The sequence below is a fragment of the Pseudomonas sp. FW305-3-2-15-E-TSA4 genome (assembly GCF_058787295.1).
Map to the genome: position 1 here is coordinate 93538 of NZ_JBYSZP010000016.1, position 14938 is coordinate 108475.

At 61.8% G+C, this 14938-nt stretch carries 15 protein-coding genes; 4 read left to right on the forward strand and 11 right to left on the reverse strand.

Annotated elements, in window-relative coordinates; translation table 11 throughout:
- Positions 1 to 92 precede the first annotated feature (92 nt).
- On the reverse strand, positions 93 to 1508 hold the full coding sequence (locus AC3WMV_RS21815; protein WP_103368612.1) for a purine-cytosine permease family protein: 1416 nt from the start codon (positions 1506 to 1508) through the stop codon (positions 93 to 95).
- Between the two features lie 344 nt (positions 1509 to 1852).
- On the opposite strand from AC3WMV_RS21815, the gene AC3WMV_RS21820 reads away from it, so the two are divergent.
- A complete protein-coding gene (locus AC3WMV_RS21820; RefSeq protein WP_027613001.1) occupies positions 1853 to 2764 on the forward strand; it encodes a LysR family transcriptional regulator in 912 nt (303 codons plus the stop codon).
- Positions 2765 to 2788: 24 nt separating this feature from the next.
- Here AC3WMV_RS21820 and argE read toward each other — a convergent pair whose 3' ends face one another.
- The 5 genes from argE to AC3WMV_RS21845 all read right to left on the reverse strand — a co-directional run bounded on the left by argE (position 2789) and on the right by AC3WMV_RS21845 (position 7017).
- On the reverse strand, positions 2789 to 3937 hold the full coding sequence (argE, locus tag AC3WMV_RS21825; protein WP_103368611.1) for an acetylornithine deacetylase: 1149 nt from the start codon (positions 3935 to 3937) through the stop codon (positions 2789 to 2791).
- Entirely contained in the window at positions 3934 to 4611 is a 678-nt protein-coding gene (locus tag AC3WMV_RS21830) for a DUF1028 domain-containing protein (protein ID WP_103368610.1), read from the reverse strand. Before AC3WMV_RS21830 ends, argE begins: the two co-directional genes overlap by 4 nt.
- Before the next feature lie 129 nt (positions 4612 to 4740).
- Entirely contained in the window at positions 4741 to 5157 is a 417-nt protein-coding gene (locus AC3WMV_RS21835) for a RidA family protein (RefSeq protein ID WP_095136459.1), read from the reverse strand.
- Positions 5158 to 5215: 58 nt separating this feature from the next.
- Entirely contained in the window at positions 5216 to 6535 is a 1320-nt protein-coding gene (locus AC3WMV_RS21840) for a flavin-containing monooxygenase (protein ID WP_103368609.1), read from the reverse strand.
- A gap of 251 nt (positions 6536 to 6786) precedes the next feature.
- Complete coding sequence (locus tag AC3WMV_RS21845; RefSeq protein ID WP_103368608.1) at positions 6787 to 7017, reverse strand: hypothetical protein; 231 nt, start codon at positions 7015 to 7017, stop codon at positions 6787 to 6789.
- A 41-nt stretch (positions 7018 to 7058) separates the two neighbouring features.
- On the opposite strand from AC3WMV_RS21845, the gene AC3WMV_RS21850 reads away from it, so the two are divergent.
- Positions 7059 to 7427, forward strand: a complete 369-nt coding sequence (locus AC3WMV_RS21850; RefSeq protein WP_103368607.1) for a lysozyme inhibitor LprI family protein — start codon at positions 7059 to 7061, stop codon at positions 7425 to 7427.
- A gap of 37 nt (positions 7428 to 7464) precedes the next feature.
- Here the strand turns inward: AC3WMV_RS21850 and AC3WMV_RS21855 are convergent, their stop codons facing one another.
- The 5 genes from AC3WMV_RS21855 to AC3WMV_RS21875 all read right to left on the reverse strand — a co-directional run bounded on the left by AC3WMV_RS21855 (position 7465) and on the right by AC3WMV_RS21875 (position 13558).
- Positions 7465 to 9594, reverse strand: coding sequence for a TonB-dependent receptor family protein (locus AC3WMV_RS21855; RefSeq protein WP_103368606.1), 2130 nt, complete (start codon positions 9592 to 9594; stop codon positions 7465 to 7467).
- A gap of 203 nt (positions 9595 to 9797) precedes the next feature.
- Positions 9798 to 11342 (reverse strand): methyltransferase regulatory domain-containing protein, encoded by a 1545-nt coding sequence (locus tag AC3WMV_RS21860; RefSeq protein ID WP_103368605.1) that lies wholly within the window; start codon positions 11340 to 11342, stop codon positions 9798 to 9800.
- Between the two features lie 203 nt (positions 11343 to 11545).
- On the reverse strand, positions 11546 to 12040 hold the full coding sequence (locus tag AC3WMV_RS21865) for a PaaI family thioesterase (RefSeq protein ID WP_098964346.1): 495 nt from the start codon (positions 12038 to 12040) through the stop codon (positions 11546 to 11548).
- A gap of 8 nt (positions 12041 to 12048) precedes the next feature.
- Positions 12049 to 13206 carry a GGDEF domain-containing protein gene (locus tag AC3WMV_RS21870; protein WP_103368604.1) on the reverse strand — a complete coding sequence of 386 codons (1158 nt, stop codon included), beginning with the start codon at positions 13204 to 13206 and terminating at the stop codon, positions 12049 to 12051.
- Between the two features lie 103 nt (positions 13207 to 13309).
- Positions 13310 to 13558, reverse strand: coding sequence for a hypothetical protein (locus AC3WMV_RS21875; protein WP_103368603.1), 249 nt, complete (start codon positions 13556 to 13558; stop codon positions 13310 to 13312).
- 170 nt (positions 13559 to 13728) lie between these two features.
- Between AC3WMV_RS21875 and AC3WMV_RS21880 the strand changes: the two genes are divergently transcribed.
- Together AC3WMV_RS21880 and AC3WMV_RS21885 are read left to right on the forward strand one after the other, a co-directional pair.
- Complete coding sequence (locus tag AC3WMV_RS21880; RefSeq protein WP_103368602.1) at positions 13729 to 14373, forward strand: class II glutamine amidotransferase domain-containing protein; 645 nt, start codon at positions 13729 to 13731, stop codon at positions 14371 to 14373.
- An 87-nt stretch (positions 14374 to 14460) separates the two neighbouring features.
- A complete protein-coding gene (locus AC3WMV_RS21885; protein ID WP_095136448.1) occupies positions 14461 to 14802 on the forward strand; it encodes a YajG family lipoprotein in 342 nt (113 codons plus the stop codon).
- The last annotated feature ends 136 nt before the right edge of the window (positions 14803 to 14938 follow it).

A 14938-nucleotide genomic window follows, 5' to 3' on the forward strand; every position in this document is an offset into this window, starting at 1 on the left:
TCTCGTGGGTGCCTGTCGGGGCAACAAGAAATACCACACCACAACGCAGAAGGCCCGCGCATGGCGGGCCTTCTTTTTACATCGAATCAATCTCAGTGACTGCCCACCAGTTTCCCGCCCATCATCCGCCGCCGATAGGCGCTGTCACGACTGGCCAGCCAGAAGTACAGCGGCGAGGTCACCAGCAGCCCCACCAGCCACGACAGGTCGGCGCCGTTGATGTGCGCCGACACCGGGCCGACGTACAGCGGGGTGTTCATGAACGGGATCTGCACCGCAATGCCGATCGCATAGGCCAGCAACGCCTGCGGGTTGTAACGTCCGTAGATGCCACCGTCGACCTGGAAGATCGACTGGATGTCGTACTGGCCCTTGTGAATGGCGTAGAAGTCGATCAGGTTGATCGCGGTCCACGGCACCAGCACCACCAGCAGCACCAGCACCATGTCGACGAAGTGGCCGATGAAGTCCTTCGACGCGCCGACGGCGGCGAAGCAGCAGGCCAGCAGCACGATGATCGAGATCACCGCACGGCTCTTGGCGGTCGGAATCCAGCGATAGGCAAAGGTCTGCACCAGAGTGATCAGCGACAGCACCGCGCCGTACAGGTTGAGGGCGTTGTGGCTTATCACGCTGAGCAGGAACAGCACCAGCATCAGCGGGCCGATCGAGCCAGTGGCGAGCTTGACCGCATCCATGGTGTCAATGCCCACGGGTGTCGCGAGCACGGCGACGGCACCGAAGATGAACGCCAGACTTGAGCCCAGCGCCGAACCCAGATACGTGGTCCAGAACGTCGACGAGACTTTGACGTCGGCCGGCAAATAACGCGAATAGTCGGACACGTACGGCGCAAACGCGATCTGCCACAGCGCGGCGAGCGACACGGTGGCGAGCCAGCCGGAGAGGTTGAAGCTGCCGCGGGTGAGGAAGTCATCGGTTTGAATGTGGGTGAAGATGTAGCCGAAACCGACGACGATGCCGATCCCCAGCACCCAGGTGCCGATGCGGTTGAGCACGTGGATGAATCGGTAGCCGATGATGCCGATGATCCCCGACCCGAGAGCGCCGATGACGATGCCGACCGGGACCGGCACGCTGTCGACCACGCCGTGCAGCGACTTGCCGGCCAGCACGATGTTGGAGGCGAAAAAGCCGATGTACATGACCCCGGCAATCAGCACCACCAGCAGCGCGCCGAGCGAGCCGAACTGTGCGCGGCTCTGGATCATCTGTGGAATGCCCATCTGCGGGCCTTGCGCCGAGTGCAGCGCCATCAGCACGCCGCCGACCAGATGACCGACCAGAATCGCGACGATGCCCCAGACCAGATTCAAGTGGAACAACTGCACGCCCAGCGCGCCGGTGACGATGGGCAACGGCGCGATGTTGCCGCCGAACCACAGCGTGAACAGATCCCTGACCTTTCCGTGGCGATCTTCGGGGGGCACGTATCCTATCGTGTGTTTTTCAATGAGCGGCGCGGATGTTGTTGCAGAGGTGGACATGACGAACTCCAAGGCAAGGATGAGTACGTGGACGTACTTCGGTAAGCGCCGACACGGACGGCGCATTTCTTGTTGAAGCGATCATGTGCAAAGGCCCGGGATAGATAAATTAGTAAGTTTGTTGCTTCAGACCTTAAAAAATATATGCCGCGTGTAATGCGTAGCTCCGGTATGTTCAGGCTTCACTCTGTCCTGGATTTACACAGTTTTGTGGTGAGGGGATTTATCCCCGATGGGCTGCGAAGCGGCCCCTCTTTTGACTTTAGAAACAGGGGCCGCTTCGCGCCCCATCGGGGATAAATCCCCTCACCACAAAAGCGTTGTCTCACTTGCAGAGGTTTTATATGGCTGCCTACAACCTGCGCCAGCTCAAATACTTCGTCACCACCGCCGATTGCGGCAGCGTCGCCGAAGCCTCGCGCAAGCTTTATATCGCCCAGCCGTCGGTCTCCACCGCGATCAAGCATCTGGAAGAAAGCTTCGGCGTGCAGCTGTTCATCCGCCATCACGCCCAGGGCGTGTCGCTGACGCCCAGTGGTTCGCGTTTCTATCGCAAGGCGCTGGAATTGCTGCGAGTGGCGCATGAGTTCGAGCAGAACGCGCTGGCGGACAACGACGTGGTTTCCGGACAGATCGATATCGGCTGTTTCGAAACCGTCGCGCCGCTGTACCTGCCGCGCCTGATCGCCGGGTTCAAGCAGCGCTGGCCGGGGGTGGAAATCCGTATTCGCGATGGCGAACAGCAGGAACTGGTGCAGGCGCTGACCGCCGGCAGCATCGATGTGGCGATGCTCTTTGAACATGACCTCGACACCACCATCGACACCATGCCGCTGATGCCGCCGCAGCAGCCCTATGCGTTGCTGCCGGCCGACCATCGCTTTGCACAACAGGCTAAAGTCTCGCTGCACGATCTGGTGCTGGAGCCGATGATCCTGCTCGACGTGGTGCCCAGCCGCACCTACTTCGTGAGCATTTTCGAGGAGCGCGGACTGACCCCGCACATCGTCTTCAGCTCGCCGTCGATCGAGATGGTGCGCGGCATGGTCGGGCGCGGTTTCGGCTTTTCGATTCTGGTGACCCGACCGTTCGGCGAGTACACCTACGACGGGCAGAAAGTGGTGTGCGTGCCGCTGGCGGAAACCGTGACCGGCTCGGGCTTGTCGGCAGCCTGGCTGCGTCGGGTGCAACTGACCAAACCGGTGCAGTTGTTCGTTGATCATTGCCGTGAGGAATTGGCCCGACTGCACGCTTGAAGGCAGGCAGTCAGGCCGAAAGGATCAGGCGCGAATCGAGGCCAGCATCCGTTGCAGCATCGCATCGCAGGCATCGAGTTGCGCACGACTGACAAACTCGTCAGGTTTGTGCCCCTGATCCATGCTGCCGGGGCCGCAGACCACCGTGGGAATACCCGCCGCATCGAACAGCCCGCCCTCGGTGCCGAACGCCACGGTGGTGAATTCCCGTGAACCGCAGAACGCCGCGATCAACTCCGCGGCCTGACTCTGCGCATCGGTAGCCAGGCCGGGATAAGCCGACAGCTCACTGAAACGAATCGCACTGTGCTCACTCACTGCCCGCATGCGCGGCAGCACTTGCTGCTCGGCATAAGCCTGCAACTGCTGCGCTACCAGGGTTGGATCTTGCGAGGGCAGGGCACGGATCTCAAAGTCGAAGCGGCAATCGGCAGGCACGATGTTCAAGGCCTTGCCGCCGCTGATCACCCCGGTCTGCACCGTGCTGTAGGGCGGATCGAAGCGCGTGTCGTGATGCTCGGGTGCTTTCAGTTGCTGGCCGATGCGCCCCAGCTCACCGATCAGCTCGGCGGCGTACTCGATGGCGTTGACCCCCAGCGGTGCGTAGGCCGAATGACACGGATGGCCGCGCACGTCGCAGCGCATCGCCAGTTTGCCTTTATGGCCGAGCACCGGTTTCAACTCGGTCGGTTCACCGATGATGCACAGCAGCGGTTTGACCGGCCGCTGCTCCAGCTCGGCGAGCAACGAGCGTACCCCGAGGCAGCCGACTTCTTCGTCATAGGACAGGGCGATGTGCACCGGCATGCGCAGCTCTGCAGCGACCAGCGCCGGCACCAACCCCAACACGCAGGCGATGTAGCCCTTCATGTCGGCGGTGCCACGCCCGAACAGCTTGCCGTCGTGTTCGCAGAGTTCGAACGGCGCTACTGTCCATGGTTGACCATCGACCGGCACCACATCGGTGTGCCCCGAGAGCACGATGCCCGGTTGCTCGGCCGGGCCAATGGTCGCGAACAGATTGGCCTTGCTGCGCTCGGCGTTGTAGATCAGCTCGCACGGCACATCGAAGCCTGCGAGGTAATTACGCACGAACTCGATCAGCTGCAGGTTGGATTCGCGGCTGGTGGTGTCGAAGCCCACCAGCGTCCTGAGCAACCCGACGCTGTTCATCGATCATCACCGGCAACGCCATAGCCCGGTGCCTTGGCCGGATCGAGGGCGCGATCAATATAGTCCTGCAACTGCGGCTGATAGGCGTCCCAGAGCTTTTGCAGTTGGCCGATCGGGTCTTCGTCGGCCCAATCAACGCGCAAATTGACGATCGGCCACGTCTGTTCGCCGACCACCACCACAGCCGCCGAATGCACCGGCCCGGCTTCGCCACCGAGGGCTTGTGCGGCGTGCAAGGCCTCAAGCAAGCGGTCGGCCAACTGGCCTTCGCCGTCCTCAAAGGCACTGACCATCGCTTCGATTACCGAGCGCCCGGCGAGCATGTTGCCGGCGGCCACGCATTGTTCGCCGGAGACCGCGTTGTGCACGCCGAGGGTTTGCGCGCCGCTGAAATGCGCGGTCTGGCCGAGGTGGTTGATCGCGGTGATCTGCCGGTATTGGCTGTAGCCGTTGCGAGTCAGCACCTGGTCCAGCGCAGCGTCGGGCGCGTGGCCTTGCTCCATCAATGCAAGGACTTCCGGGCCGAGGGATGGCAGGGTGATATTCTGGCTCGACACCGCGCCGACACCCGGCAACAGCCACGGACAACGCGCGCCGACGGCGATGCTGGAGGAACTGATGGCGACACCGAACTGGCCGGTTTCGGGGCAACGGGCTGCGATTGAAAAGGTCATGGTCTAACTCCTTTCGAGGAATTTGTTGTCCTTGCGGGCCTCTTCGCGAGCAAGCTCGCTCCCACAGTTGGCATGTATTTCCCTGTGGGAGCGAGCTTGCTCGCGAATGTCGCGACTCGGTTTTCAGGGTTAATCGGGAATCACCGCCACCACATCAATCTCCATCAGCCACTGCGGCTGCCCCAGTGCCGACACCACCAGCCCGGTGGAAATCGGGAACACGCCTTTGAGCCACTTGCCGACTTCCTGATACACCGGCTCGCGGTAGCGCGGGTCGATCAGGTAGGTGGTGGTCTTGACGATGTGGCTCATGTCGCTGCCGGCTTCTTCCAGCAACTGTTTGACGTTGCGCATCGCCTGTTCGGCCTGCGCGCGCGGATCACCGAGGCCCACCAGATTACCGTCGAAATCGGTGCCGACCTGACCTCGGACGTACACCGTGTTGCCGGCGCGCACGGCCTGGCACAGGTCGTTGTCCAGCGTCTGATTCGGGTAGGTGTCCTTGGTGTTGAACATACGGATGCGAGTGTGGGTTGGCTTGCTCATGTACAGCTCCAGACTAGGTGTTCAGCGGCGCACCGGGCACCGCCGCGAAAGAGGGAAATCAAGCGTCGACGGGGTCGGCGGCTTTGCTGTGGTTCGGCGCATGCAGGGCGGCTTCACGCTGCTCGGCATCCTGGTATTCAAGGTATTTACGCTGGGTGGCGATGTGATCGGCCACGTGTTTGGCGTCGTGCCACACGCCCCAGATAAACGACGAGCCGCGCCGCGACTGCCATGGCAGCCCGAGGAAATACACCCCCGGCTCAGTGGACACGCCGCGCTGATGCTGCGGTTTGCCCTTGTCGTCAAACGCCGCGACCTGTAGCCAGGAATAATCCACGGCGAACCCGGTGGCCCAGATGATCGAGGTGATCCCGGCTTCGGCCAGATCCAGATCGAGCAGCGGATTTTTCACGCACTCGGGATCCGGATAGGTTTCGCGCGCCTCGGGTTCTTCGGGCAGATCCAGGCCATTACGTTCGATGTAGGCATCCGCGGCATCCAGCAGCGCCAGATAGTTTTCGTCGCCACGCTTGAGGTTGTCGCGCAGATCCTGCTTGAAGGTCACCACGCCGTTGCTGAACGACTCGGTGACGCCGACCAGGGTCATGCCGCGATGGGCCAGACCACGAAAATCGATGGTGCGCCCGCCATGCGCGCCGCTGACCGCGATGGTCACGTGCTCACGGCCGGGTTTCATTGCTGCCTGATCCCACTCGCCGAGCACACCCAGCCACCAGCAGAAATCACGGTTGCGATAGGCACGCGGCGGACGGTCATGCGCACCGACCGACAGATAGACCTGCTTGCCGGAACGCTGCAATTCATCGGCAATCTGCACGCCCGACGAACCGGCACCGACCACCAGCACCGCGCCGGCGGGCAGTTGCTGCGGATTGCGATAATCAGCGGAGTGGATCTGCAACAGACGTGGGTCTTGCGGCGCGATCGGCGGGATCACCGGGCGCTGGAACGGGCCGGTTGCCGCGACCACGCGGCTGGCCTCGATCACGCCTTCGGAGGTCTCGACGGTGAAGCCCGGACGTCCGACATTGCGCACCACGCTTTTGACCTCGACCCCGGTGCGGATCGGCGCGTTGAATTTCTTCGCATAGGCTTCGAAATAGTCCGCGACGCGCTCCTTGGGGGCGAAACCGTCGGGGTCGACATCATCGAATTCCAGCCCCGGAAAACGGTCGTGCCACGCCGGACCGTTGGCCACCAACGAGTCCCAGCGCCCGCTGCGCCAGCGTTCGGCAATGCGGCTGCGTTCCAGCACCAGATGCGGCACACCGAGTTTGCTCAGGTGCTCGCTCATCGCCACACCGGCCTGTCCGGCGCCCACGACAAGCGTGTCTGTTTTTATTATTTCAGTGGTCATTTCTACATCCTTCCTGGCAAGGCAAGTGGATTCGGATCGCTTCAGGCTTGTCCGTTTTGCTTGCGGTCAGACTAGGCAGGAGGGGGGTATCGGTAAAATATTATTAAGCTGGGCTGTGAATACAAATTGCTGAAGCAGACAGGGAAAACCCAGTAAAACCGAGGGTTTCAGGGCAGGGGGAGAGTTGTCCCGGGCAGGAATACCCGGGACAGAGAGGAGAAAACTCTACATTCAGGACGGGGAGCGTCGCGTCAGTTGCCGTCGGCGACCTTGCGTTCGATCGCATCGGTCTTGCGCTTGAGTTCTTCGGCGTCCTGTTCCTTTTCGCGAATGGACGTCGGTGTAATCACCTCATCCACGGCGCGGGTGTCGTCGTCGCTGTCCTGCAGATCGCGGCAAACCACATCCACCGGTTTGCCCGAGGAATCGAGCGGTGGCGCGTTATGCGGTGTTGCAGGCTTGCTGTCGTCGGTGTTTTTCATTTCTCATACCTCCATTGACTTACAACGTTGGATACGACGACATGACGCGAGTTCGAGAAATTTCACGGGTGACCGCTGCTGCCCTCGGCTGTGCGCTGCTGATCGCTGCCAATTCAACTCAAGCTGCCAGTTTCGACTGCGACAAGGCCAAATCCATGGACGAAAAAGCCGTTTGCGCCAACCGCGCCTTGAACGACCTGGACGTCACCATGGGCGAGTTGTTCAGCCTCGACAAACGCCTGCTGCCGATGGGCGGGCGCGATGCTTTGATCGGTGAGCAGCAGGCCTTCCTCAAAAGCCGCAAGGCCTGTGGTGCGAAGGTCGATTGTTTGACTGAGCTGTATCAGAAGCGCGTCGTTGCGTTGCGCAACATCATCGAGACGCGAGTGATGACGCAGGGGCCGTTTTGACCCGCTGCGTTTTTCTGCTGCTGGTCAGGTCATGCCGTCAAAGCAAACTCCACGACACCCCGACATAGACCCCCAACCCTTCACCCGGCGTAGACCGCGCCGCATCCAGGCCCTTGTCGTCATACCCCGGTGTGACCGTCGCGGCGTAGTGCTTATTGGTCAGGTTGCGCAGGTCGAGCCAGGTTTGCCAGTCGTTTTTCGGCGCGTTGTAGCCGACGGTGGCGCCGAACAGTGCGTAGGGATCGGCGTAGTAGCTGTTGGCGTAATCCACCGCGACTTTGGACACCAGCTGCGTGTTGACTGCCGCGAAGAAACCCTGCGGCCAGTCGTGGCGCAGTTCGCCCTGGTAGTAGTGCATCGGCAGGCCGGGCAGGCGGTTGTCGCCGAAGCGCTGGTCGTCGCGGTAGTGGAAATCGCTGAAGGTGTAAGCCTGACGCAGGCTCAATTTACGTCCGTCGGCGGCCGACCACAGCGTGCTTTGCAGACTGGCTTCCACGCCTTGGTGCACGGTGGGGCTGGCGTTGAGTTCGTACGGGGTGACGGCATTGGCGTCCGGCAGTACCGACAGCAATTCGTGGCGCACTTGGGCGTAGTACCACGCCAGGCTCCACTGGCCGAGCGCGCTGTCGCCGCGACCGCCGAGTTCGAGGGTGGTCGCGGTCTGGTTCTGCAGTTTGATCGGGTCGCTCTGAGTGCCGGTCGCCGCACCGTTGCCGGCCGGGAAGCGGATGTTCGAGCTGTAGATCAGCGACCATGGGTGCGGTGCTTCGACCGAACGGCTGAGGTTGCCGAACACTTGCAGGTCCGGCGTGACCTGATAGCGCAGGCCCAGACGTGGCGCGTAATCCCAGTCGTTCAGGCTGGTCTTGCCGCCGCTTTGCGGGTAGGTGACGGCGCTTTCGCGGCGGGTGTAAATGGCGGCGAGGCCCGTGGTCAGCCACAGGTCGTCGGCGATTTCCAGGTCGTTGCCCACGTGCAGAACGGTGTCCGAACCCTGATAGGTGAAGTTGCGCATGCGGGTGCCCGGCGCATACGCGGCGGTGTTGCCGGACGGGATGCGCACGAACTCACTGGCGCCGTCGTTCGGCAGGTGTTTGGTGGTGCGCAGGCCTACAGTGCTGCGGCTTTCCATGCCGAACAGGGTGTCGCGGCGCTTGTAATCGAAGGTGCCGCTGACATCGGTGTAGGCCACTTTCAGACGGTTCGGGCCTTCGCGCAGGTCCATCGGGTAGTCGTGATAGACCAGCCCGGTCTGGATGCTCGAATCGTCGTCGATGTAGTAGGTGGTCTTGTTGCCGATGAAGGCGCTGCCCGGTTGTTTGCGGCTGTCATCGCGCGCCACGTAGGCAGGGTTGGCCGCCCGTGGAGTGTGCTCGATCGAGTGCTTGGTCACGCGGCCGGCGAGGTCGTTGTCGGTTTCGCGATAGCGGAAGTAGAAGCGGGTTTCCAGGTTCGGATTGAAGCGATAACCGAAGTTGGCGATCACGCCTTTGCTCTCGCTGGCGGTGTGATCCTGATAGCCGTCGGCGTTCGAGTCGGTCAGCGACACGTAGTAATCGAAGTCGCCCAGCACCTGCCCGGAACTCACCTGACGCTGCTGATAACCGTGGCTGCCGGTGGCATAGCGCACCTGCAATTTCGGCGCGTCGTAGCCGGTGTGGCTGACGTAATCGATGGCGCCACCCAGCGCCAGTGCACCGCGATCAAAGCCGTTGGCGCCGCGCAGCACCTCCACATGGTCGAGCCACAGCGGTTCGAGCAATTCGTAGGGCGTACCGCCGGGGCCGGTCAGCGGCAGGCCGTCGAGCATCGTGTACAACCCCGAGGCATGCGCGCCCGGTGCGCGGTTGATCCCCGAACCACGAATCGAGATTTTCACCCCTTCATTACCCGCCGATTGCGCGTAGACCCCCGGCTGATACGCCAGCACATCCTGATTGCTCGCCACACGGCCCTGCAACGGCTGGCGCAGGTCAACCACGTTGCTGCCGCCTGGCACCTGCGCCAGACGCGATTGGGCCTCGGCCACAGAGGCGTCGACGCCGCTTTGTTCTTCAGCCGAAATCAGCACCTGTCCCAACTCCATGCTTTGGGGTTCCTCGGCCATGACCGGGCAGGCGAGGGCCAGGCCCAGCAGGGCAGAGGGCAGGGATTTGGGCGACGGCATCGAAGAAACTCCAGGCAGACAGGAACGGGCAATGAACAGTGCGACGCAAGAAGGAACGACGGAAACACATGGCAATTTTGCTTTTTTAACGGGGCGCTGCGTGGCAGGCGGGGGCAGGATTGCTCAGGAGGCGGCAGTCAGGGCCATACACGCAGACGACTGGCCGCGTTCTATCGCGGTCAGTCGTCCGGCGTATATCTGGATCAAGCAATCTTCAGCGCCATGAGAATGTCCAGCGGTGTCTGGGCAAATGCCCGGGCCTGTTCGGTCATCTCGGCAAGGTTTTCTTCGGCTGTGAGCAGCGGCTGGTCACCCTTGTGCAGCACTTCGCCCTGATCACCGATGACGGCCCACGCCAACTGCGCCCAGTCTTGCGGGTCGGTCATGCCTTGCTTGATCGAAATCAGGAACAGCTGCTGCACGCGGCTGATCGGCACGCCACCGCCGGTGACCGGGCTGGCCAGCACCTGAATGTTGCTGTTGAACAGGGCGCGCTTGCACAGTTGCAGGTTGAGGGTGTCGCAACGTTCCTGCACCTGCCTTTCGGCGGCTTCGCTCTGGCACGGCGCGGCGACGCCCATGCCGATCAGCACGGTGACAGCCTGCACCAGGTCGTCATAAGCAACGGCGCCGACGGCTATCGACAACTGCTGCAAGGTTTTCGCTTCGTAGGCATTGGCGGCGAGCGCTGCGAGCACCGGGCGGTAAATGTCCGCTTGTAAAGACGCCTCGCCCGCAGGGCCTGTGACCGAGCCGGGAATGCTTTCGATGGCTTGCAGCAGGACAAAACGGCTTCTCAGCAGGCCATCGCGTTGTTCGGCGGCAGACAGCCGATTGGCGCCGCGTACGTACAGATCCCGGCGGAAGTTCTGATTGATAAAGTAGTCGCGCGCCTGTTCGCGCATGATCGGGTGCTCGATACCTTCCAGAAAGTCCATGCCTTCTGCACTCAGGTTCAGCGCAGCCACGGTGTCCAGCGGTACGGCCGTAGTGGCGTAGTCGAGTTTGGCCGCGGTCATGGCATCGACCACGTCGATGAAATACATGCAGTCCCAGTTGCGATTGAAATACTCATGGGCCACGTACTGACGGTTCTGGCCCTTGATGCTCTGCAACTGGGCACCCAGGGCCGGCGCCGCTCTGGCGTACTTCGGATTGGCCGCCAGCAGCGTTTCGGAAAACTCCATCGCGGCATCGATGCGTTTGGCCGGGCTGGTCGAGGCCTGGCTGGCAAAGCGATTGTGCAGGCTGAACAGATTGCGCAGGGGCGCTGAAGGCGACCAGCCCGGGAAGCAGTTGTAGCTGACGTATAACATGCCGCCGGGCTTGAGGTGGCGACGGGCGAACTCGACGATCAGTTGCTGATTGTCGCGGCTGACCCAGGACCAGATGCCATGCAGGCTGATGCTGTCGAAGGCCGGCAGATCATCGCGGGCCAGCAGTTGCTCGAAGCTGTCGTCATACAGACGGGCCTGGCTGTTCCAGTCGTTTGCCAGCGCCATGGCATGTGCGGCCTGGGACGGCGTGAAGTCGGTGCCGACGTAGTTGCCCGGGTTGGCGGCGGCGTGGATGTTGATCGAGACACCCTGGCCAAAGCCCAGTTCGCAGTGGTAGCCGCCGCTGCCTTCCAGGGTGGCAAAACCGCGCAACAACAAACAAAAACGCTGGAACACCGGGTTGATTTCCCGGCTGTACGAATAGGTGTAACCCTCGTCGGTGAAATACCCTTCGTTCCAGGCATTGCTCATGGGTGCATCCTTCAATTCGCGAGTGAGAGCCGCTCTTATAAGGGGTTGGCAATGTGCACCACAAGCGGAAAAACATGTAAGTGAATCTTACGATTGCCGAGGCGTTTAGACGTCTGTCTGCCATCGCTGCTGTGGGCCGCAAATCGGTTATGCAGTCTTCGGGGCAGCGCCCGGGTTAATTCGAGCACCATGCCCTGTAGGAGTCAGCGCCCGTGCGCCGCGTCCGCCAGTTGCCCGGTATCGACCCGCACGAATACCGAATCGCCCACCGCCGTCAGCACTTCCCCGGCGTACACCTCGCAGATCACCCGAGTTTTGCGCCCGACGTCGCCTTCGACCCTGGCGCGCAAGGTCAGGGTGACGCCCATCGGTGTGGGTTTGATGAACTTGAGGCCGAGGTTGCCAGTGACGCAGTCGATGCGCGGCAGGCTGCCCGGTGCACGCTGTTCGGCGCGGTAGTGGTAAGCCATCGCGGTCCAGTTGGAATGGCAGTCGACCAGCATTGCCAGCAGGCCGCCGTATACCAGGTCTGGCCAGCCGCAGTATTTGTCGTCCGGCAGGTGTTCGGCCATGACGTGCACGCCGTCTTCGTGCCAGTAGCTTTTGACGTGCAAGCCATGGGGGTTGCGGCTGCCGCAGCCGTAGCAGACGCCTTCGGGGGCGGCGAGGTCTTGCAGAGGCGTTTCGGAACGGGTCATGGGTCTGATCATCCTGAAGTGGTGAGCCCGGTCAGGCGCAGGCGGTTGCGCCCACCGCGCTTGGATTCATACAGCGCGGCGTCGCCTTGTTCGATCAATGCCGCGAGGCTGGCCGGTGGCTGGTTGAACAGGGTGGCGCCGATGCTCAGTGTCACCGGTTCGGCGGTGGGGAATGCCTGGGCGGCGCTGCGCTGAAATTGATCGCGCAGGGCATCGCCCAGTCTGACGATGTGATCACTGGGCGCGTTGCTCAGCAAAATCACGAACTCGTCGCCGCCCAAACGGGCGGCCAGCGCCTCATCGGTGGTCTCGGCGCGGATCATTTCGCTCAACGCCACCAGCAAACGGTCGCCGGCGCTGTGGCCGTACTGATCGTTGACCGATTTGAAGTTGTCGATATCGATCAATAGCAGGGCGCCGGGATGCGCCGCAGACACGCCCCGCAGCAGGCCCGGCGCGCGCATGTCGAGGGCGCGGCGGTTGTAGAGCGCGGTCAGTGGATCGCGGGCGGCCAGTCGGGCGATCTGCTCCTCGCGCCGGTAGCGTTCGGTGCCGGTCATCGACAGTGCGATCAGCATGATCGCCATCGCGCCCTCGACCAGCGAGATCTGGATGATGACGCCACGGAACGCAGCCAGGTCGATCAGCGTGCCGGGGATCACTACGGTCAGGGCCTTGGCCACATAGAAAATCCCATGCCCGAGCAGCACGTAGCGCAATTGCACCGCACCGACGCTCAGCGATTTGCCATGCGGGCGCAGCAGCAGGCTGGCCTTGAGCGTCGAGGCAGCGACCAGCAGCGAGTTGGCGGCGAGCATGACTTTCGACCATAGCGGCCCGTCCGGCAGCAACAGCATCACCAGCCAGCAGACGAAGATCAGGTACCAGGCCGGTGACAGGCGGATCTGCGTAAAGCGCGCCACCCCCAGCAGAAACAGGAAGTGCGCGGTCACCAGCAAGCCGTTGGCGAACCAGATGCCGATCAGCAAAAAGCCGTTGCTGCGCAGCAGGGCCAGGGTGGAACCGACGGTGATGGTGGCGAAACCGGCGCTCCAGAACAGCAGCGAAGGCTCACGAATGCTGCGCCACTCGACCGCCAGATACAGCGCGGCGGCGGCTGCGAGAGCGATCGAGATGGTCAGCATCGTTGGTGGGTCGAGCGGCATTTCCGGGGGAGCCTGTCAGAAGGTCGGTAAGGCCGCCGATTGTAAGCGTTCGGGGCCGTTTTGGCAGGCACCGCATACGATCGTCACCGACCGGCGTCCACGCTCATTCGTGAGGCGTGAGCCAGGTGTCGACGACCCGCCGGTCCAGTTCTTCCCAATAAGCCATGCCCAGCACCCGCGTGGTGTTCAACCCGCGCAAATAGCCACGCAACTGATTGGCGGTATCGCGCTTGAGCTGCGCATCGGTGATGTTCTTGTCCAGCAACACCTTTTCGTACTGCACCAGGTATTCCGCCACCCGCTCGCGAAAGTCGGGCAAAACCGCGTCGCGGATCAGGTCAAAGGTTCTCAAATCGGCTTCCTCACTGTTGTTTTATTCATTGTGGATGAGTGTGTACCCGTCTTTATCGTGCGCAACTATCGCTAGAAGTAATAGTGACCATCACGAAACGCAAGTTCAGCTTTGCAGGCAATAGGCGGAAAATTGCCCTCATTGAAAACGCAGCTCAAGGAAATTGCGCGATGAAGACCCTGACCCGACTGGCGCTGACCGCTCTGCTGATGAGCGGCATGGTAGCCACGGCACCGTCTTACGCCGACGACGCCTGTGCGTGTCATCTTCAGCCAATCGCCGGCAGCAGCGCGACTTTGCAGCATTCACAGACCGTGGGTGTGTTGTACAGCGAAAACACCCGGGAAAACCTGCAATACCTGACGCGCTACCACGATACGGCGCTGCACGGGGCCAAGGATGCACTGGATCCGCGAATTCGCGCAGCCTTTGTCAGCAGCTCCGACCCGGAACTGGCGATCGACTGGTTGCTCAGCTCGTTGCAACGCCAGTTTCTGTCGGTGACCGTTTACGACAACCTCGATGCACTGATTCTGGCGCATCCGGACATCGTGGTGAAACTGGACACCTTCAACCGCTTGCTGACTCAGCAGAACAGCCTGTACGAGGCGCATTTCATCGCGCGTTTCTACGATGCCGACCTGCAGTACATCGGCAAAGCCGAGGGCTCGGTGGAGAAACAGATTTCGTCGGTCTGGGTACACGACAAAGCGGCGCACGAGATTGCCGCGCAGATCGAGCAGCAACGTGACCTGCAACTCAATGCCTTGAAGCAGTTCGATGCCTCGCTCAAGGCGCTGGTGGCTTCCAGCTGAACACTCAAAACCAAAAGGGCAGCGGCGGCGCCGTGACGCTGAACCGCTGCCGGTTGAACCGAACCTTTATTTTCAGGATGACCCCCGATGCGTGCTTTGTTTGCCCCGACCCTGGCCGTTGCTTCCTTGCTGCTCGCCGGTTGCGCCTCCGCACCGAACGACCCGACGCTGACCTTGCAGACCAACAAGACTCCGGCGCAATACGCCGATTGCGTGGTGCCGAAGCTGCAGGGCAGTGCGCTGAACCCGACCGTTTCGCAGACCCAGCGCAGCTACCGAATTGTGGTGCCGAGCAAGGTGTCGGCAGACAACGTGCTGGAAGCCTATAAGGCCGGCAACGGCGGCAAGGTGTTCATCTACGAGCGCCACTTGCTGGCTTCGAACTTCCTGCCTTCCAGTTTTGAACGCGCCGCCCAGGACTGCATCTGACCCGGCTGCGCAAACCGTTTTAACCGAGCTCCTTTGGTTGGCCGCAACCAACCAATACTTTGCCCCGCACCTCATTCGGTTGCGGGGCTTTTTTTGTCTGACGTTTGCTGCTGTGGCGACGCCGACAATCGACCGC